Origin of the sequence: Dyella monticola, from assembly GCF_003363155.1 — a bacterium.
GTDB classification, from domain to species: domain Bacteria; phylum Pseudomonadota; class Gammaproteobacteria; order Xanthomonadales; family Rhodanobacteraceae; genus Dyella_B; species Dyella_B monticola.
In genome coordinates, this window is record NZ_QRBE01000006.1 from 1 (window position 1) to 20,738 (window position 20,738).

Annotated in this window: 15 protein-coding genes; 7 read left to right on the top strand and 8 right to left on the bottom strand. The window is 61.0% G+C overall.

The genetic code is table 11. The features are described from left to right. The first annotated feature begins 225 nt into the window (after nt 1–225). The 3 genes from DWU98_RS11065 to lpxH all read left to right on the top strand — a co-directional run bounded on the left by DWU98_RS11065 (nt 226) and on the right by lpxH (nt 3,258). On the top strand, nt 226–1,725 hold the full coding sequence (locus DWU98_RS11065; protein WP_425480226.1) for a Ppx/GppA phosphatase family protein: 1,500 nt from the start codon (nt 226–228) through the stop codon (nt 1,723–1,725). Between the two features lie 136 nt (nt 1,726–1,861). Then, complete coding sequence (locus DWU98_RS11070) at nt 1,862–2,536, top strand: peptidylprolyl isomerase (RefSeq protein WP_115495631.1); 675 nt, start codon at nt 1,862–1,864, stop codon at nt 2,534–2,536. After that, nucleotides 2,533–3,258, top strand: coding sequence for a UDP-2,3-diacylglucosamine diphosphatase (gene lpxH, locus DWU98_RS11075; RefSeq protein ID WP_115495632.1), 726 nt, complete (start codon nt 2,533–2,535; stop codon nt 3,256–3,258). Before DWU98_RS11070 ends, lpxH begins: the two co-directional genes overlap by 4 nt. Nucleotides 3,259–3,408: 150 nt before the next feature. On the opposite strand, the gene DWU98_RS11080 is transcribed toward lpxH, so the two are convergent. Continuing rightward, nucleotides 3,409–4,395, bottom strand: a complete 987-nt coding sequence (locus DWU98_RS11080) for a malate dehydrogenase (RefSeq protein WP_115495633.1) — start codon at nt 4,393–4,395, stop codon at nt 3,409–3,411. Between the two features lie 69 nt (nt 4,396–4,464). Beyond that, entirely contained in the window at nt 4,465–5,664 is a 1,200-nt protein-coding gene (locus DWU98_RS11085) for an aminotransferase class I/II-fold pyridoxal phosphate-dependent enzyme (RefSeq protein WP_115495634.1), read from the bottom strand. A gap of 240 nt (nt 5,665–5,904) precedes the next feature. On the opposite strand from DWU98_RS11085, the gene DWU98_RS11090 reads away from it, so the two are divergent. After that, complete coding sequence (locus tag DWU98_RS11090) at nt 5,905–6,159, top strand: GlsB/YeaQ/YmgE family stress response membrane protein (protein ID WP_115495635.1); 255 nt, start codon at nt 5,905–5,907, stop codon at nt 6,157–6,159. Between the two features lie 75 nt (nt 6,160–6,234). Here DWU98_RS11090 and DWU98_RS11095 read toward each other — a convergent pair whose 3' ends face one another. From DWU98_RS11095 to DWU98_RS11105, 3 genes are all read right to left on the bottom strand, one after another. Next, nucleotides 6,235–6,666, bottom strand: a complete 432-nt coding sequence (locus tag DWU98_RS11095) for a YidB family protein (protein WP_115495636.1) — start codon at nt 6,664–6,666, stop codon at nt 6,235–6,237. A 137-nt stretch (nt 6,667–6,803) separates the two neighbouring features. After that, nucleotides 6,804–7,313, bottom strand: coding sequence for a peptidylprolyl isomerase (locus DWU98_RS11100; RefSeq protein ID WP_115495637.1), 510 nt, complete (start codon nt 7,311–7,313; stop codon nt 6,804–6,806). A gap of 119 nt (nt 7,314–7,432) precedes the next feature. Then, nucleotides 7,433–9,178 carry a 3-hydroxybutyrate oligomer hydrolase family protein gene (locus DWU98_RS11105; protein WP_115495638.1) on the bottom strand — a complete coding sequence of 582 codons (1,746 nt, stop codon included), beginning with the start codon at nt 9,176–9,178 and terminating at the stop codon, nt 7,433–7,435. A gap of 127 nt (nt 9,179–9,305) precedes the next feature. Between DWU98_RS11105 and DWU98_RS11110 the strand changes: the two genes are divergently transcribed. The 3 genes from DWU98_RS11110 to DWU98_RS11120 all read left to right on the top strand — a co-directional run bounded on the left by DWU98_RS11110 (nt 9,306) and on the right by DWU98_RS11120 (nt 13,288). Then, the gene (locus DWU98_RS11110) at nt 9,306–9,575 is read left to right on the top strand and encodes a hypothetical protein (protein ID WP_115495639.1); all 270 of its coding nucleotides are present in this window, start codon (nt 9,306–9,308) and stop codon (nt 9,573–9,575) included. A gap of 268 nt (nt 9,576–9,843) precedes the next feature. Beyond that, on the top strand, nt 9,844–11,673 hold the full coding sequence (typA, locus tag DWU98_RS11115) for a translational GTPase TypA (protein WP_115495640.1): 1,830 nt from the start codon (nt 9,844–9,846) through the stop codon (nt 11,671–11,673). Between the two features lie 268 nt (nt 11,674–11,941). Continuing rightward, the gene (locus tag DWU98_RS11120; protein ID WP_115495641.1) at nt 11,942–13,288 is read left to right on the top strand and encodes a carbohydrate porin; all 1,347 of its coding nucleotides are present in this window, start codon (nt 11,942–11,944) and stop codon (nt 13,286–13,288) included. 152 nt (nt 13,289–13,440) lie between these two features. Here DWU98_RS11120 and DWU98_RS11125 read toward each other — a convergent pair whose 3' ends face one another. The 3 genes from DWU98_RS11125 to DWU98_RS11135 form a co-directional block, all read right to left on the bottom strand. Beyond that, nucleotides 13,441–15,318: a beta-galactosidase gene (locus DWU98_RS11125; RefSeq protein WP_115495642.1), complete on the bottom strand. Its 1,878-nt coding sequence runs from the start codon at nt 15,316–15,318 to the stop codon at nt 13,441–13,443. A 152-nt stretch (nt 15,319–15,470) separates the two neighbouring features. After that, entirely contained in the window at nt 15,471–17,486 is a 2,016-nt protein-coding gene (locus DWU98_RS11130) for an alpha-galactosidase (RefSeq protein ID WP_230474805.1), read from the bottom strand. Between the two features lie 89 nt (nt 17,487–17,575). After that, on the bottom strand, nt 17,576–20,593 hold the full coding sequence (locus DWU98_RS11135) for a TonB-dependent receptor (protein WP_230474806.1): 3,018 nt from the start codon (nt 20,591–20,593) through the stop codon (nt 17,576–17,578). Nucleotides 20,594–20,738 lie beyond the last annotated feature (145 nt).

A 20,738-nucleotide genomic window follows, 5' to 3' on the forward strand; every position in this document is an offset into this window, starting at 1 on the left:
CCGAAAGCGCCGCAGGCAATCCACAACCACTCTTCGAGCCAGCAAAAAAACCAGTCGCTCCACGACGGAAAGCGCCGCAGGCCATCCCCCAAACCACACGGCATGTGAGTGCGCCATCAAGGAATACACAGGACAACACTCAACACGACCAACTTACCGCCCCTTCGATCCATGCGAGAATCGGCGAAGTCCGAACAGGAGTCCCGCGTGAGCCTCGGTGACCAGATGCAGATCAAGGACGGCGAACTGATGGCCGCCGTCGACATCGGCTCGAACAGCTTTCACATGGTCGTCGCTCGCATGGAGCACGGCGAACCGCGGGTGATCGATCGCCTGCGCGAAACCGTGCGCATGGCCGCCGGCCTGCGCGCGGACGGCACACTGGATGCCGAACATCGCGCACGCGCATTGAACTGCCTTGCGCGCTTCGGCCAGCGCATTGCTGGCATCCCTACGGCGCGTGTGCGTGCCGTCGCCACCAATACAGTGCGGCGCCTTGCCTCACCACAGGCGTTCCTCACGACCGCCGAAACCGCGCTCGGCCATCCGGTAGAAGTGGTGTCCGGACGCGAGGAAGGTCGCCTGATTTTTCTGGGTGTCTCGCACGACCTGCCCACGTCACGTGAGCCGCGGCTGGTGATCGACATCGGCGGTGGCAGCACGGAATTCATCATCGGTCGCGGTCTGGCGCCTTTGCATACGGAAAGTGTACAGGTGGGCTGCATTGCCACCACGCAGCGTTTTTTCCCTGGCGGCAAGCTCACGCGCAAACGCTGGCAGCGGGCGCGTGGTGAAATCGGCGTGTTGCTGCAGCAATTTTCGGAGGAATACCTGGAGGCCGGCTGGACCGATGCCTTTGGTTCCTCCGGCAGCGCCAAGGCGATCGGTGCCGCGGTGCAGGCCATGAAGCTATCGGACCATGGCGTGACACCCGCCTCGCTGGCGACATTGCGCGACGCGGTGCTGGACCAAGGCCAGATCGACGCGTTGAAGCTGCCCGGCCTGGCAGAAGAACGCGCGCCCGTGTTCGCCGGTGCAGTGGTGATTTTCGAAGCCGCCTTCGCGGCGCTCGGCATCCAGCGGCTGCAAGTGTGCGAGAGCTCGATGCGCGAAGGCCTCTTGTGGGATCTGATCGGCCGCGCCGGTGGCACCGATCCGCGCACGGCCAGTATCGATGCGCTGGCCAACCGCTATGGTGTGGACCGGGCCCAGGCGCGCCGCGTGGAATCCACCGCGCTGATGTTGTTCGACCAGGCCGCCTCAAGCTGGAAGCTGGACAGCGAGGCGCGCGAATGGCTCTCATGGGCGGCGCGCGTGCATGAAATCGGGCTGGCCATCGCGCACAGCCAGCATCATCAGCACGGTGCCTACATCCTGCGCAATGCCGATCTGGCAGGTTTCTCAAAGCAGGAACAACACCTGCTCGCCGCCGTGGTGCAGGCGCATCGACGCAAACCGGACAAGACCAGCTTCTCCGCCCTGCCGCAGCGCTACCGCCAGCTCGCCAAGTACATCACCGCCTTGCTGCGGTTGGCCGTGCTGTTCCGCCGCTCGCGTCGTCCCGAATCGCTGCCACCCATGCGCCTGATCGCCACAGCCCAGCGCCTTGGCCTGCGCCTGCCTGCCGCCTGGACGGAACAGCATCCCCTGACCCAGGCGGACCTGGAGCAAGAAATCACGCCCATGGCGGAGCTTGGCTTGGCACTGTCCATCGGTTCGGATTGAACACCGAACCCGCTTTCGCCGGAGCAATGCAGTACCCGTCGCTGAAGCTTCGCCACCCATCGGGATCGCAGAGGGAGAGAGCATCGAGCATTTCCGCGTATCATGCGCGGATATTTCAGCCGTACAGCTCCCCATCATGCCCAAGTACCTGCTGACCGCCCTCTTCCTGCTTGCCTCCCCACTCGCCGTCGCGCAGACGGCCAAGCCAACCGCCACGGCCAGCGCTCCGGCGGTGGCGGACCCCACGGTGACGCTGCATACCTCCGAGGGCGACATCACGTTCGAGCTGTATGCGGACAAATCGCCCAAGAGCGTCGCGAACTTTCTGCGTTATGTGCATGAGCGTTTCTACGCCGGCACCGTGTTCCATCGCGTGATTCCCGGCTATCTCATTCAAGGTGGTCTTTACAACGCGGAACTGCAACCGCGCCGCACACACTCGCCCGTGGCCAGCGAAGCGGACAATGGCTTGTCCAATCTGCGCGGTACGGTTGCGGTAGCACGTGGTGCTGATCCGAACTCGGGCACCTCGCAATTTTTCATCAACCTGGTGGACGACCGCCGACTCGATTACGCGGGCAACCAGAGCGGACTCACCTGGGGCTACACGGTGTTCGCCAAAGTTGTCAAAGGCATGGATGTGGTCGATAAGATCGCGGCGCTGCCCACGCACCCGCAAGGCCCGTTCGCTGCCGATGTGCCCACGCCGCTGGTGGTGATCGAAAGCGTGACGGTCGAGGGCGAGGAAGCACCGGCCGCATCCAGTTCGGCGCCGAAGCCTGCCCCCGCCCCAGTGCCTCGCAAAAAATGAGCACGCTGTTCATCTCGGACCTGCATCTGGACGACAGCCGCCCGCATATCACCGCGCTCTTCGAGCATTACCTCGCTAGCGACGAAGTACGTCACGCCGATGCGCTCTACATCCTTGGCGACCTGGTGGAAGCTTGGATCGGCGATGACGACGACGCAGAACTCCCGCAGCGTATTGCGCGCGCAACCCGCGCGGTGTGCGAGGCGGGCGTGCCGGTGTATTTCATGGCCGGCAATCGTGATTTTCTGCTTGGCGAAACGTATGCCAGACGCGCCGGCCTCACGCTGATCGAAGATGGCGCGGTACACGATCTCTACGGCACGCCCACGCTGCTGATGCATGGCGACCTGCTGTGCACGGATGACACGGTTTACCAGCAGGTACGCCGCCAGGTGCGCACGCCGGAGTGGAAGGCGCAAGTGTTGTCCATGCCGCTGGAGGCACGCCGTGCGCTCGCCGTGAAATCACGCGCCGAGAGCCGTGCTTACACCAGTGGCACGCAGGAAACCCTGATGGACGTCAACGCTGACGCGGTGGCTCAGGCGATGCGCAATGCAGGCGTAACGCATCTGATTCACGGACATACGCATCGACCTGCCGTGCATCATTTTGCATTGGATGGGCAGCACGCCGAGCGCATCGTGCTGGGCGATTGGTATGAGCAAGGTTCGACATTGCATGTGACTGAAGAAGGTCGCGAGTTGCGCACGCTTCGTGCGTAAGTGCACTTCACCCGCATTCTTCCCATCCTCCCCATTCCCGCGAAAGCGGAGGTGCTTTCGCGGGAATGACGGCAGAAAAATCGTGCTAATTCAATAAAACAAAACGGCCATCCTCTCGGATGGCCGTTTGCATTTTTCCTGCAGAAAACCTTACTTCTTCGCAAACAGGTGCTCGACACCCGCGCGCTCTTCGCGCAGTTCCTTGTCGGTGGCATCCATGCGGGCACGCGAGAAGTCGTTGATCTCCAGACCCTGCACGATCTCGTATTTGCCGTTCTTTACCGTCACCGGATAGCCGTAGATCACGCCCGGCTTGATGCCGTACGAGCCATCGGACGGAACGCCCATCGACACCCAGTCACCTTCCGCGGTGCCGAGTGCCCAGGTGTGCATGTGATCGATCGCAGCCGAAGCGGCGGAAGCGGCGGAGGACGCGCCACGTGCCTTGATGATGGCCGCACCACGCTGCTGCACGGTAGGAATGAAATCCTTCTCGTACCAGTTCTGATCGACCAGGCCGAGCGCCGGCTTGCCGCCCACGGTGGCGTGGTGCAGATCCGGGTACTGCGTGGAACTGTGATTACCCCAGATGGTGACCTTCTTGATGTCGGTCGTGTGCTTGCCGGTCTTCTCGGCGAGCTGCGAGAGCGCACGGTTGTGGTCCAGACGCACCATCGCGGTGAAGCATTTGGGATCCAGATCCGGCGCGTTCTGCTGCGCGATCAGCGAATTGGTGTTGGCCGGATTGCCCACCACCAGCACGCGCACGTCGCGCTTGGCGTGGTCGTTCAGCGCCTTGCCCTGCGGCGCAAAGATGGCGCCATTGGCTTCGAGCAGATCCTTGCGCTCCATGCCCGGACCGCGCGGACGCGCGCCAACCAGCAGCGCGTAATCGACGTCCTTGAAGGCGACGTTCACGTCGTCGGTGGCGACCACGCCGGCAAGCAGCGGGAACGCGCAATCGTTGAGCTCCATCACCACACCCTGCAGCGCAGGCAGCGCAGGCGTGATTTCCAGCAGGTGCAGGATCACCGGCTGATCCGGGCCGAGCATGTCGCCGGCGGCGATACGGAACAGCAGGGCGTAACCGATCTGGCCGGCTGCGCCGGTCACGGCAACACGAACGGGGGCTTTCATCGTGGTAACTCCTTCAGGTGCATAAAACGATAAAGCCCGCATCCTATCGACGCGGGCCGTAAAAACAGATCAACTCAGCTCGGCGAAGAATTCGGTGATGCGAGCAAGGCCAGGTTCGAGCTGGGCTGCCGGACAGGTGTAGGAAATACGCATGGCGCGCGGCTCGCCAAAGGCCGAGCCCGGCACGCAGGCCACACCTTTGGCGCCAAGCAGCGCCGCGCAAAAATCCACATCGGTTTCGATGCGCGTGCCGTTGTGGCTCTTGCCGAACGCCACCGAGATATCCGGAAACGCATAGAACGCACCTTGCGGGCGCGGACATACCACACCGGAAATCTTCGCCAATGCCGCCAGCACCACATCGCGCCGTTGCGCGAATTCCTTGCACTTGGCCTGCGGCACATCCTGCGGGCCGCTGAAGGCGGCAATCGCGGCAGCAGCGACCACTTCGGGCACGCTGGTGATGTGGTTGGAATTGAGCGTGGTGACCGCTTTGGCCACCTGCTCGGGCCCTGCGATCAATCCCACGCGCCAACCGGGCATGCCGTACGTCTTGGAAATGGAGTCGACAAAGATCAGACGCTCGCGCAATTCCGGCCGCGCGAACACGAAATTGTGGTAGCCGATGCCATCGAACACCATCGAGTTGTAGATGTCGTCGGTGACGATCCAGGTGTCCGGATACTGCGCTAGCACATTCGCCAGCGCAGCGATTTCCTCGCGCGTATAGACCATGCCGGAGGGATTGGACGGATTGTTGAACAGAAACACTTTCGGCTTGCGCGCCAGCGCCGTCTCCAGTTGCCGGGGCGTGAGCTTGTAGTGCTGCTCCGAACCGCAATGAAGCACGTTGACCTTGGCGCCGACGATATCGGCGATATCGTGGTACGTCGTCCAGTACGGTGCGGGAAAGCAGATCTCGTCGCCGTCGTTGAGCAGTGCCTCGGCCAGGTTGTACAGCACCTGCTTGGCACCGATGCCGATCGATACGTTCAACCGCCCATAGCCGGTGAAGCCGAGCGCCTCGATGTGCTTGAGGAAGGCGTCCAGCAGCGCGTCCGAGCCACGATTGCTGCCGTACTGGCCGCTGTCGTGCGATAGGGATTGGCGTGCCGCGGCGTATACGTGCTCACCCGGCAGGAAGTTCGGCACACCGATGGAAAAGCTGATGATGTCTCGACCGGCGGCCTTCAATTGCTTGGCGGTCTCGGCGATGACCATGATCGCGCTGGGCTTGGCGCGACCCATACGCTGAGCGAGCTGGGGCATGGCTTTCCTCGGTGGGGGCGGGGCAGCAAACCGGCGGATTTTAGCATGCGGCGCTGCGTCAACCGGAGGGTGTCGAATTGGCCTGGAAAATGCCTATTGCCCTGTTGTGTCCGGCTGGCATGATGGCGCGGGGGCTGCAGTCCTTTTCATGTGGGCCGCATGCATCCCACGGCCGCTGCCAGACCGGGCGGAAGGTTGTCACACGATCAACCACCACGAAGCAGACGCGAGGGGATGTCTATGTTCCATATCATCTGGTCCATCATCGTAGGTTTCATCATCGGTCTTATCGCTCGCTGGATTGTTCCAGGTGCCGAACACATGGGTTTCATCATGACCGTTGTGGTAGGCATCGTGGGGTCCGTCATCGGCGGCTTCATCGGTACCTTATTCAAGAAACCAGAGCCAGGTCAGAAATTCCACACGGCGGGTTTCCTGATGTCCATCGTCGGCGCAGTCATCCTGGTGTACCTGTTGCGTTTCGTCCAACACTGAGGGCACCCGGCCTCTGCAGGCACGTAAAAAAAGCACGGCGGTTCATCCGCCGTGCTTTTTTCATGCGTACGATGCTCAGGCCGTTTTCGCGGCGAGCAATTTTTCCGCGAGGCCACCGAGCATCGAAAGATCGAAGCCGCCGCTGCTGCCGGAAGACACCTGCCCATCTGGCGTGAGATGGTCCACGGCGTGCGGCAACACCTGTGCGAGCTGACCGACCAACTGGCCCGGGTCTACGCCAAACTTGTTCGCGGCGCCGGCAATGACCGAATCCAGACCGGACTTCTGCAACACCTGATTGAGTTGATCACCGGAAATGGCCTGATTGGCCCCATTGCCCACCCACGACTGCACGGCATCGCCCAGCCCATGCTGCTGCAGCGTGCTGACCAGACCCTGCACACCACCGGCCTGCTGGATCAACTGCCCCGCCACCGATACCAGGGGATTGCCGCCATCGCCCTGGTTCCCGCCCAACAGACTGCCCAAGCTACCGAGTAATGACATGGCCGCGCTCCTTTGTGAAAGAGTCCAAGCCCGGCAATTTTATGTCCACGTCCACTGCACATTCGTAACGGTGACGTGAAAAAAAGCCACCCGGCATGTGATGCGGGTGGCTTCTGGAACATCTGTGGAGAAAACGCTCAGCCGCGCTGATCGAGCACCGTGTTCCACTCCTTCACACGCTCGGACTGCGCGGCCAGCAGCGCGTCCACGTCGCCTTCCACCGTGACCTTCTCGATGGTGTCGCCCTGCTTGATCGCATCGACCACCTTCTGGTCTTCAGGGCCGACCACTTCACCGAACACGCTGTGCTTGCCATCCAGCCAGGGCGTGGCGCCATGGGTGATGAAGAACTGGCTGCCGTTGGTGCGCGGCCCGGCATTGGCCATGGACAGAATGCCCGGCTTGTCGTGGCGCAGCGAGCCATGGAACTCGTCCTCGAAACGGTAGCCGGGGCCACCGCGGCCACTGCCTTCAGGGCAGCCGCCCTGGACCATGAAGTCGGCGATCACCCGATGAAATGACAAGCCATCGTAGAAACCGCGACGCGCCAGATTAACGAAACTCGCCACTGTCACCGGCGTTTTGTCGTCATGCAGGCGCAAATGGATGGGGCCGCGGTGGGTGGTGATCGTAACTTGGATGGCCATGGATATTCCTTGTGAGTGCTGAACAATGGCGACCCCGAAGGGCTGCCCAATCACTAAGAATACCCTCTGCCACGAGATGATGGGATGCATGCCGGGGCATGGAATTGGAAAGCGTCGCGCTAGAGACCGAGCATGCTCGCCTGCAACGGTCCGGCGCCCCTGGCGGTGCCTGCGGGAGTCGCCAGTTCCGCCGGCCACTGCTGTCCCTGGAAGAGATGCGCCCACAACCGGTCCAGCGCGGCATAACCGTACGGCAACAGCGGCAAGTGCTTGTCGCCGAAGCCGGGCAACGACAGGAAGGCGTCGAAGTGCTGCGCATGCGACACCTTCCAGTACAACGGCGAGCGACCTTGTTCATGCAGCCATGCCACGTAAGGTTCGGAAGTGAACGCGGTGGGCAACAGGCCGTCGTCCGCACCATGCAGAACCCACATGGGCAGATCCCTGCGCGGCAACCTCGGGGCCAGTGCCTGCACCGAGGTTTGCAGTGCGCGGGCATCGACATCGTTGCCCGTCCACAGGTGTCGCAAGCCTAAGGTTCCAGGAAGCGCGGGATCGGCGCTGTCATCCGTACCGCCAAATAAACCCACGCCATTGCCCGGCGGAATGCCCGACGCATCCGCCCACCAACTCGCGCGCGTAGCCTCGTCGGCCACGCCCGGCTTGCCGTTGACGACGGCGGCATAGTGATAACCGCATGGCATGCTGTCCGCGCCACGGCGAAGATACGCCGAGGCGTAAGCGGCGCCGATGACACGCCACAAATCCAGCGCCGTGGACGATGCAGCCGTCGCCATCGCCTGATCGGTCCAGCCGGTATTGCGCAGATGTTCATACGCCTGGGACACCTGTGCCTGCAGCGTGGATGCCTTCAGCAAACCGTGTGCATGCAGGCTTGCACAACGCGCGGTCCATGCGGCATGTGGTGCACCGTGCGCGTCGCGCGCGAATGGCGTGGCATCGAAAGACGCGTCCATCAACGCGCATGGCAGCCATAACGCTGCCTCGGTCGCATAATCGTATAGCGCGCGCCCGTGCTGGGGCGTGTGCACATTCGGTTCGAGCGCCACCACGCCGGCCAGCGTGTATTGCTCATCGAGCCCTGCCGCTTGCAGCACGGCGCCACCGCCGTTGGAGAGCCCGGTCGCAATGATTCGCGTGTTCTGCGGCGTGAAAGGCGCCTGTTCGGGAAACGCGCGGTCCAGCATGGCGAGTCCAAACTGCGCCGCCTGCAGAACGTGACGCCCCCAATCGGCCTCCGGGTTGTCGCCTGAATGCGCATGCTTGATGGCGATACCCTTGCCGCTCGCCGCATCCGGTTCGAATTCGAGCATCGCCGTGCCCCGTTTGGCGCGCTCGCCATCCAGCGTGACACCGCTATTGTCGGCATAGTCGAAGTAGCCCGATCCCGTGCCTTTGTCGGTGTACGCGACGGCACAACCGCGCGGCAAGCCCCATGCACCGGCGAGCGCGATGGCCCCGTAAATGCCGCGCGACCCGGACGATGCCGTCACCACCAGGCAGCGGTGTGCCTGATCGAACTGATCAGGCACTTGCACCAGCACGCGATGTGGCGAATGCGCATCGGGAATGTTCGCGAACGCCTGGTACTCGCGCCCCGGCACATCCGGCACCGCGCCATAGACTGCGCCGTAGCCACCCAATGGCCCCAGATCGGCAATGCCTTTCCAGCTTGCCTGGATCGCACGCCGGCGTAATTCCTGCAGCGTGGGGTGCGCGGGATCGGCGAACGAGGCCAGCACGCCCTTCAAACCTTCCAGACCGAGCCCCGCACTGAGCAAATCGTCGTGGTCGCGATGCGCAGTGATGCGCACTTGCCCGAGAAAGAAATCGATCCCTTGCATTGAAGGCTCCTTCGTACACGCGAGCGACCCTACGAAAGTACAACATGGATCGCCTGCACGCGCTCGCACGCTTGCGATCGTCATGAACCACGTGCAAGCTTGCGCGCCTTCATCACGCGGAACTCCCATGTCCAAATCAACGAACATCCTGCAGATCCTTCCCGCCAACGGCTGGGTCGCGGTCTATGACGAAAGCGGTGAAGAAAGCGCCGCAACGCTGGTGTGCTTCGCCCTGACCGAAACACTCGACAACGGCAACAAGCAACAGCACGTGCGCCCGATGTGCGCCGACGGCAAGCACATTGTTTTCGCCGACGACGCCGCCAATTTCCTGCGCGTGGAAGAACTGGCCGAGTTCGAGGACGAGGACGAAGAAGAGGACGACGTCGAGGCTTGATGAACCGCGCGTTCATCCAGGCCCTTCACTAGCCGCCCATCGCCCCGGCCAATGCCGGGGCCCAGCGACTTTAAGGGCGAACAACACTGGGTCCCGGCACTCGCCGGGACGACGAGCTGGTTTCCGGCAAGTCGCCCCCTCCCCCTACCCCTCCTCGGAGGTAGGGGGCCAAGAGCAAGCAACCTGTCACATAACCCTGTATAATCCGCAGGTTAACCCTACCGAAACCAGCGCGGCGGCCTCACAGGTCCGCCCGAGCCCTTTATCCATGTCCATCGAAAATCTGCGCAATATCGCCATCGTCGCCCACGTCGACCATGGCAAAACCACCCTCGTCGACCAGTTGCTGAAGCAGTCGGGCACCTTGTCCGAACGCACGGTGCTGGCCGAACGCGTGATGGACAGCAACGACCAGGAAAAGGAGCGCGGCATCACCATCCTGGCCAAGAACACGGCCATCACGTGGCGCGACAACCGTATCAACATCGTCGACACCCCAGGCCACGCCGACTTCGGCGGCGAGGTGGAGCGCGTGCTGTCGATGGTGGACACCGTGCTGATCCTCGTCGACGCGATGGACGGCCCGATGCCGCAGACCCGCTTCGTGACGCAGAAAGCCTTCGCCATGGGCTTCAAGCCTATCGTGGTGGTGAACAAGATCGACCGCCCTGGCTCACGTCCTGAGTGGGTGGTGGAACAGGTGTGGGATCTGTTCGACCGCCTCGGCGCCACGCCGGAGCAGATGGATTTCCCGATCGTCTACGCCTCGGCGCTGAACGGTTACGCCTCGCTCGACGAGAATGCCCGCGAAGGCGACATGACGCCGCTGTACCAGGCCATCATGGAGCACGCGCCGAAGCCGGAAGTTGATCCCACCGGCCCGTTTCAGATGCGCATCAGCCAGCTGGACTACAACAACTTCGTCGGCGTCATCGGCATCGGCCGCATCCAGCGCGGCACGTTGAAGAAGAACATGCCCGTCGCCGTCATCGATCGCCATGGCAAGAAGCGCCAGGGTAAGGTTCTGCAGGTGCTCGGCTTCCTCGGCCTTGAGCGCATCGAACAAGACTCCGCCGAAGCGGGCGACATCGTCGCGATCTCCGGCATCCAGGAGCTGACCATTTCCGACACCGTCTGCGCGCTCGATACGCCCGAAGCGCTGCCGGCGCTGACCGTCGACGAACCGACGATCAGCATGACCTTCCAGGTCAACAACTCGCCGTTCGCCGGCAACAAAGATCTCTCCGGCGGCAAGTTCCTCACCAGCCGCCAGCTGAAGGATCGCCTCGAGCGCGAACAGGTCCACAACGTGGCGCTGCGCGTCGAACAGGGTTCGGATGCCGACAAGTTCCTCGTGTCGGGTCGTGGCGAACTGCATTTGTCGGTGCTGATCGAAAACATGCGCCGCGAAGGTTATGAACTGGCCGTGTCGCGCCCGGAAGTGATCATCAAGGACATCGACGGCCAGAAAATGGAGCCGTTCGAGCAGTTGGTGATCGACGTGGAAGAAACCCATCAGGGCCCCGTGATGGAGCGCCTGGGCGTGCGCAAGGGCCAGCTCAAGAACATGGAACCCGATGGCAAAGGTCGCGTTCGCCTCGAATACATGATTCCGGCACGCGGATTGATCGGCTTCCAGAACCAGTTCAAAACCCTCACGCAGGGTTCGGGGCTGCTGTTCCATGTGTTCGATCACTACGGTCCGAAGGAAGAAGGACAGATCGCCAAGCGCCTCAACGGCGTGATGATCGCCAACGCCGCCGGCACCACACCCGCCTACTCGCTCGGACCGTTGCAGGACCGCGGCAAGCTGTTCGCCGCGGAAGGCGATTCGATTTATGAAGGTCAGCTGGTGGGCATCCACGCCAAGGACAACGACCTCACCGTCAACGCGATCAAGCCCAAGCCGCTGACCAACATGCGCGCCTCGGGCAAGGACGATGCGATCCAGCTGACACCGGCGACCAAGTTCTCGCTCGAACAGGCGCTGGACTTCATCGACGACGACGAACTGGTGGAAGTCACGCCGAAGGAAATCCGTCTGCGCAAGAAGCATCTGACGGAGAATGATCGTAAGAAAGCGTCGCGTGGTGCCTAAGTCATGCGCAAACGTTGAAAGAAAGGCCGCCGCAAGGCGGCCTTTTTATTTACCCGATATATTCACGCCAACTGGCAACCCCATCATCACCTCACCGTCATTCCGGCAAAGGCCGCAATCCAGTACAAACGTGCAGTGCGAAGCACCCTCCACAAAAATAGCGAATCCTTCGGACATATATTTGAACTGGATTGTGGCCTTCGCCGGAATGACAGCTGGGCCAATTCAGATTCAACGGCGCGCAGGAACCTTCTTCCGGTTTCCACTCATGGTCGAACCTTCAAAGCACCTCATCCATCGCAAGCTCCTATCGTGCCTCCTACTCGCCGCACTCCCACTCGCCTCATACGCCAACGACGCACCACTCTTCATCCCGCAATGGCTTGGTGCGCAGTACACCTTCGTCGACCAGAACCAGTCGCGCGTGCATTCACCGTACAGCGGCCCGCTTAGCCTGAAGGCGGATGGCTCGACCGCGCGCTCGCACACCTTCGGCGCATACTTTGGCGTCGCCCTGCCCTGGCATCTGCAGTACTACTGGGATGTCGAAATGTTCAAAGGCGAAGGCGTCAGCAATGCCACCGGGCTTGGCGGACTCACCAACGGCGACATCATTCGTTCCGGTGTGGCAAGCCTGGGCAAGCGCCCTTACGTAGCACGCGATTATCTGCGCTGGGTATTCCCGCTGGGCCATGACGCCACCACCATCGAGCGCGGGCAGGATCAACTCCCCGGCCAGGAAGCGGTCAAGCACATCGAAGTGAAAGTCGGCCTCATGGCGGTGAACGACGACTTCGATAAAAACCGTTACGCCAATGCCACCCGCACACAGTTCATGAACTGGTCGCTGTGGAACAACACTGCGTGGGATTTTGCTTCCGATACGCGCGGCTACACCGACGGCATCATGATCGGCTGGATGATGCAAGGCTGGGCGCTGCGCTACGGCATCTATCGCATGCCCGTGGAAGCGAACGGACAGGCGCTGGTGAAATCGCTGGGCGAAGCCAGCGGGCAGCAGATCGAACTGACCCTGCAACCCAAGCCGAACGGATGGGCGCTGCGTTTTCTTGGTTTTGACAACAAGGGAAACATGGGCATCTATGAGCAGGCGATCCAGATTGCCGAGCTGACCGGACAGACGCCCGATATCCATGCCGACGATGCGCCGGCTCGCCATAAATACGGTTTGGGCATCAACGGCGAACTTCCAGTTGCGGACGATGGCGATACCGGTTTCTTCATGCGTGCAGGCTGGAACGATGGACATACCGAATCGTTCATCTTCGCCGAAGTCGACCGCTTGCTGAGTGGCGGCTTCCAATTATCGGGCGCGCATTGGGGCCGATCCGACGACCGATTGGGCGTGGGCGTCGCTATCGAAGGACTTTCGCGCGAACACGCGCAGTATCTGGAAGCAGGCGGCGATGGTTTTCTGCTCGGCGACGGCGCATTGCGCTACGGCCCGGAGGAGATTGCCGAGGTGTATTACAACATCGCGGTGATCAATCACCTCAGCATCAGCCCGGATCTGCAGTTCATTCGTGATCCTGGGTACAACCGTGATCGTGGCCCGGCGCGCTTTGCTGGATTACGCGCGCACGTGCAGTTTTGATTGCCTGTGTCGAATGTAAGCTCCCTCCCCTGCTTGCAGGGGAGGGCTGGGGTGGGGTTGCACAAGCTTGCCGCGCTATTTCAACGTGAGGCGAGATTGCTTCACCCCACCCCAATCCTCCCCTACTACACGTAGGGGAGGGAGCGATGGCTTCAGCCCTGCAACCGATCATTGCAACGAATCGTCGTCGGCGCCACCCGATGCATATCGAACACCAGCAATTCATTGCGTCCGCGCGATAACCACGGCGCCGGACAATAAAGCCGCTGCTGCGGACCAATCCGCCAATAGCGCCCTAACAGCTTACCGTTCACCCACACGTAGCCCTTGTCCCAGTCGCTCATATCGAGATAGCAATCACCGGGCTTGTCGAGTGTAACGATTGCCTTGAAGAACAAACCTGGACGAAGTGCCGATGGCGAATCGCTCAGCATGGGCGGGAGACCAGCCACGTATGCCTCATCGATCAGCAAACTGTGCGCCTGCCAATCCTGCAGCTCCTCGCCATCGAGCGTTACTGCACCGACGATGCCTTTGAAGTCGTACATCGCCTGTCCATAGCCCACGTGGCCGAAGCTATCAACAAGAATGTCGACGATCGTTCCCGCACCGTTGGCGGGCGGCGGAATATCCACGTAATGCTTCACATGCAAACCGGGTTTGTTCACGCGCGAGACGTAGTCCAGATACTTGCCATCGCTGAACACCGTGCCGTAATCGCGCAGACCTTCCATGTTGAGCATGCCGCCGTTCAACAGCGTCTTGCGATACACCACCATGCCGCTGTTCTGCGCGAACAGAATCTCGTTCGAATCAGGCTTCTTCACCATGCGCGCCGGCAGCGGCAAGTTATCCCAGACCGATGCGTAGGGGCGTGCGATCACATCGTCAAAGTGCGTCGTCGGCGGAGCCGGCGGTGGATCGGGAACCGGGTGCGACACGTGCGCCGTGATCAAGGCGCGGAAGGTACGGTAATCGGCGGTCGGCTCGCCACGTTCATTGATGGGCGCGCCATAGTCGTAGCTGGTGATGACCGGTTCGAAGTCCGCGTAATCGTCGCGCGCATTGGCGCCGGCGGTGAAGCCGAAGTTGGTGCCGCCATGCACTACGTACATGTTGAACGAACGGCCTTCGGCCAACAGCCGGCGCAAGGTCGGCGCGTATTGGCCGCTTTGGAAGGTGATGTCGCCCCAATGCGTCAACCAGCCTGGATAACCCTCGCTCTCCCACACGGGCGCATCGCCGGCGATGGTCTGGGCGGCGGCGAAATCCATATCGCCGTCCAGGCCCAGCGCGGCACCTGGCACATAGGTGTGGGTCTTCTGGATTTCCGCCAGCCCGTCGGCGATCGAGAACGGACCTTCGATACCTTGCGCCTGCCACATCGTGCGCAAACGCAGGAGATAGTCGAGATCGTGCCCGAACGAGGCGTATTCGTTCTCGATCTGCACCATCAAAACCGGGCCGCCCTGACTGGCCATCAAAGGCGCAAGCTTCGGCCCTACCGCACTCATGTAGCGCTGCACGGCGGCCATGTAGCGCGCATCGTCCTTGGTGCGCACGCGGATGCTGGGATCGCGCAGCAGGTACGCCGGCAGTCCACCCAGATCCCACTCGGCACACACATAGGGACCGGGCCGCAGATATACCCACATGCCTTCCTGCTGGCATAAATGGATGAAGCGAACGAAATCGCGGCGCTCCGTGGTGAAGTCGAACTCACCGGGCTCGCTTTCGAAGTAGTTCCACATCAAGCAGACCGCGATGGTGTTGAGCCCCATCGCCTTGGCCATGCGGATGCGGTGCTGCCAGTACTCCGCCGGGATGCGCGCCGGATGCATTTCGCCGCTGCGGATTTGGAATGGCGCGCCGTCCAGCAGGAATTCGCGACGGCCCAGTTCGAAACGGCGCGCCCTGCCGTCGGGCCTGGGCTCAACCGCCGGTTTTGCAGACGTTGCGCCTTCGGCCAGCGGTATCGCTGCGGCCAGCGGTGTCAGCAGAGCGAATCGAAGAAAATCGCGGCGTTGCATACATCCCTCATCTCGGTGACCTGCCCAACGTCGCGCGCGTGCTCTTCCTTATCTTCCGGCGTATGAAGAACCGGCCTTACCTTGAGCGGCACGTTTTTGCAAACGGAAAAACAAACCGGGCATCACGCAGTCGACGAGCGCTGGAGGGTACCTCAAGGCGTCAATTCAAGGGTCAATACTTCGAACGGCGCCAGCGTGATGGTGCTCACATGATCGGCATCAAGTTCCTTCGGCACGTTCTTGCCGCTATGCCAAACATCACGCACATGGAAGTATCGGGACGCCCCGCCGGGAAGCTGCAACTGCCGCTGCAGATCGATCACCGCCACCTGCGCATGCGCATCCGGATTGCGTAGCGTGATGATCGACCTCTTCGCTGACCACGCGGCCCAGCCATAGACATCGAGCCGCCCCGGATCGCCACCGATCCAATGTGTATCGCGCAGCACGTCCGCATTGGCGCGCGACCACTTGGCGGCGTCGGCCAGCACATCCCAATCCTCTTTGCTGAGCAAAGAAGGTGTGATGTACATCTCCTGCAGTTGCGTACCGGTGGCGAAATAGGAGTGCACTTCGTTGGGAAAGTCATGGCCCGGATCGGTATTGAGCCGCTTGTTCATCTGCGCATAAATGATGCCGTGAAGCATCAGCGAGTTGATCGGGAAAAGCGGCCCCTGAATCACGATGTTTTCGTACGTTTGCTGGTCGCGATAGGTGATCCACTGCTCGCGCTCGCTGCCCACGCCCGCATGCCAGTCATCCTCGCCGCCGCGCCAGATGGAATCGGCATAACGCAACCAGAACGGCGAGGCCCACGTGCCGGTGGTGAGGTTGATGTAAGTATTGGGCTTGTCCTTGCGGATGTCCTCGATCAATTGAATCGCCGCGGCAAAGTCGCTGGTAAAGCGGCTACCGGGAAATACGCTGCTGACATTGCCCGTACCGTCGAACTTGAACTGGTTGATGCCGTCCTTGTTCAACAGATCCATGACGGCGTCGTGGAAGCGCTGATAGTACTTGGGACCCGAAAGCGCGAACCCGCCATCGATGATTTCGTAACCGGCGACCTTGCCGTTCTTCAGGCGCTCCTGCTTGGGTGTGCTGTAGCCGCCCCATGGCGACAGCCACACACCCGGCGCAGCACCGTATTTCGCCGCTGCTTCTTTCAATGGCACGAAACCATGCGGGAAATCCTTGCTGAAATGCCAACTGCCACTGCGATCGTCCCACCCGTCGTCGAACAGGAAGGAGTCGAGCTTTACGCCGCGCTTGACGCTCAACTGCTCACCGATCGTGTTGATACGGTTGAGCGCCTCCGCCTCGGTATACGGCGTGAAGTAGCCGATGTCGTACCAGGAGTTGTAATGCAGGAACGGACGATAAGGATGCGCCCGCTCGCGTTCCACGTAGGCGGCGAAGTCACGCCGGAGTTGATCGTCGTGCGTGACGCCGACCACCGCGGAGTACGTCACCGATTGCCCTTTGGGCAAGGGCAAGCCTTCATCCATCCACAGATGGATCGTGTCGCCTCGCACTTCGCTGCTGGACAACGGCTGCTCGAAGCCGAAGTAATCGCGCCCGGATACGACGGGCGAACCCTGCACGGTGCCTATTACTTCGGCGTGATCGGCCTTCAGTTGCAGCAGATCGATACGCGAGATGTCTTCGTTCTGCTTCAGCGCCGTGACCGTGACGATCTCACGCAGGTAATCGCTCCCCTCGCGCTGCACCCATTGCCAATCCACACGAATGCGACCATCGGCATCGCCGAAGCTCGCTTCGATCGCGTGCCCCGGCAGGCGTTCCGCTTCGCGCGACGCATCGGGATCGGCCTTGAGCGCCACGTCCTTGGGCGCCGCAAGCAGGGTCAGTTGCGAAGCATCCACGGTATGGCCATCGCGAAAGCTCAAGGCGAACGGCGAAACGATCGAGATATTGCGCTGATTGACGTGATCGGTCACTACCAGCGCACCGACATGTCCATGTTCCGGCTGCCACTTCACCGCTATCGCTGCATTGCCGAAAGCATACGTGCCCGACGTTGCTTCAGCGAACGAGCTGGAGGCGGTGGTCACGCCACCCAAAAGCAGCGCCGCCGTGCTCAATGCCAACAATCTATGTCGCACCACGGCATAAGGAAAACGGCACCGCTTCAATGAATGTGGCATGTGAATCAATCCTTCTAATTAAACCAGCGCCTGAACATCGCAAGCATCAAGGACCTTTGCGACGCTCAGACGCGCAGTCACGAGCCCGATCAATAGTCGTACGTCATGCCAAAGCGCACATAACGCGGCACCTGCAACAACATCGGCGTTGCATAAAGCGGATTCGGCGCCGCCGGCACCGTACCGGTGTTGTACTCGGCGTATTCGTTGAGCGGCGCCTGGCTGTTGAACAGATTGACCACGTCCAGGCTGAAACCCAGCTTATGCTGCGCGAACGCCGGGCGGTAGCGGATACCGATGTCGACTTGCTTCATCCACGGCAGACGGCCGGCAGCACCCGGCGGTGCTGGTTGACCGTTACACCAGTTATAGAGCGAACCGTAGCCGTCGGGATCGGTCTGGTTCGGACCATACAAACCCAGACAGTTCTTGGGACCACCCGAGATCAGCGTGAGGTTTGCTGAAACTTGCCACTCCGGCGTGATCTGATAGTACCCATAAGCCTTGATCTGGTGCGTGTGATCCTGGCCCAGCGGTCCACCGGCGTATTCCATCAGCTGGGGGAAATTCCAGTACGTGTCCAAGTTGGCAGCAAGCGCCTGGATGTCCGTCTCGCCCAAGCTCTCGGTGTTGCCATAGCTACGCGAGAACAAGTAGTCGATCTTGCCGTACCAGTGCCCGTCGAACGGATGCTCCAGGAACGTTTCGAGGCTGTAGTACTTGAGCGACAAATTCGGCAAGCCCAACTCGGCGTTGGTCAACGTCACGTTGTGGAAAGCGCCGCTGGGGTCCTGCACGGCAAAGGTGTTGGCCTGGCCCGGATTGAAGTAGTAGCAGGTGGCATTGCTGACATCGTCAATGCCTATCGAGGCCGCTTTGTTGATAATGACCTGATCATCGCAGTCTTGCTCGACGTCATGCTGCAGGCTGCGCTGCATCGCCTTGGCACCATAGATCCAGGATGAGCCAAGCGTTTTGGTAAAGCCCAGGATGAATTCGTCTTGATCCTCGGACTTCAGGTTTTGCGCAGTGACCGTATTCGGATTGGGGGTCTGGCCATAGAAATTGTTCGCTGACACGGGGCCGGACACCTGCGTCAGTCCCGTCGGCGTGCCATTCGCAGCAATGCCGCTGTAGGTGTAGTACTGCTGCGTTATCAGTACCGGATTGGCCTCCAGGCCGGTGACAAGCAATCCGCCGAGATAATAGCGGCCGGCATTGCCGTACACCTTGAAGCTGCCATCGCCATTAACGTCCCAACTGAAGCCTACGCGTGGCGACCACTGCGGCTTGGTCTGCCGCATGTAGGGCTCGGCCGCGGCGTTGTAGTTGGTGAAACCGTCATCACGCAAACCCAACGACAACAGCCAGCGATCAGTGACCTGCCACTGGTCTTCGATGTACTCGGCGTGTTGCACCGCGGTCAGGTTGCCGCCCTGGGTGGAAATGTTCTTGCTTACGTAGTAACCCGACGCCCCATTCGGATAATTGGCAATCGGCCCTACGCCCAGGGCCGGCACCAGCGCCTGCGTTGGATTTGGCGTAGAGCCATAGTTCCAGTAATAACCGGGGCCGGAAACCTCCGTCAGCTGATTCAGGGCGCGGGATTGCAAGTTATCGATACCGGCCGTAATCGTGTGATCGCCGAGCACATAAGTGAGGCTCAGTCGCAGGTTGTTGGTGGTGTAGTACGGGTTGGTCAGCGAGCTGACGATTTGATCGCCGTTGTTGGGCACCCCGTTATTGAGCGCGGGATTTTGGAAAGTGGCACCGGAAATGTATGTCGCGCCGGGGTCGTAGCCCACAGGGACGCTGTAATCGAAGGTTTTCATCTGGCCATACAAGGCCGTGAAAGTCAGGTCGTCTGTGATGTAGCTGGTGAACTTGGCCGACCAGAAATTGCCGCCGCTCTTGGTGTCGTTGGCATATCCTGCCAACGTGGTTTCCTGCAGGTTTTTATAATCGTAGTCATAGACCGTGCCGGACGTCTCTTGCTTGCTGGACGCGGCCGTCAATTCGAGCAGGTTCTTGTCCGTAATGTTCCAATTGATCTTGGCGTACCACTTCGGCAGGTGTTGCTTGTAATTCTCGGCCGTACCCGGCGCTGACGCGATACCACCCGCGTTGATCGGACTGCCCTCGCTGGAGGCCACCGGACCGACCGACTGGCCACCCACATTGCTCATTTCAGCAGAAAGGAAGAAGAACAGCTTGTCCTTGATGATCGGACCGCCCACATAAGCGTCGTAGACAGATGTCCACTGGCTGTTCCTGCTGTTGGGATCGAACAGGTTTCCTGCCACCGGCGAAGGAGGCAAACCGTTCGCGTAATACGTATTGGCCTGCGTGCCAACGAGTCCGGCCGGTGTGTACTCGACTTGCCCACCAAAATGCCACTCGTCGGTTCCGCTCTTGCCGATCAAGTTGAGCACACCACCATCGGAACGGCCGTACTGGGCGCTATAGCCACCCGTATAGACTTCTTCCTGCGAAATCGAACCGTAGGGCAGCGTGATGCCGCCTTGCCCAAGCCACGGATCGGTCGTGTTGAATCCATTGATGTAATACGCGTTCGTTTCGACCGACGAGCCGCCGAAGCTGGGCAGCGCAGCGCCCGTCGTACTGGAAAAGCCACCGCCATCGGGTACAGCGCCAGGGGCAAGCAGCGCCGCCGCCTCGGCCGTCCGTCCCAGCGGGAGTGCGGCCAACTGCTGCGCCGTAATCACTGTGCGCGAGTCCACCGAACTGACATCGATCGGCGGCACGCTGTTGGCGGACACCGACACGCCCGCCAATTGCTCGGCCTGCACCGGTTGCTCGGCAAATGACACGTTCACACCGACACCCACGTTCAACACGACAGGCTGATGTGTCTGCACCACCGTGCCGTCGCGGACCAGGCTTACGGTATAGGTGCCAACGGGCAGTTGGGTGGCGTTGTAGCGACCATTACTATCGGTGCCGACCTGGCGGGTCACACCCGTGTCGCTGCGGATGACGACGCTTAGACCCTTGCCGGGCGTCACCTGCCCATAAATGTTGCTGGTGGTCGATTGCCCGTGCGCGCCTGCCGAAATCAGCAACGTGCCGATGATCGCTGCCAGCACTCTGCGTCGCGAGGTTTTTGAAGAAGCGTTGCCGCACGTCGTACCGCGTGTCCCGCCATCAAACTTTAGAATCGTTGCACACATCAGAACCTGCCCTCCCATATTTGTGATGTCGCATCACGTGAAGATCGCCTTCCGCATGCGC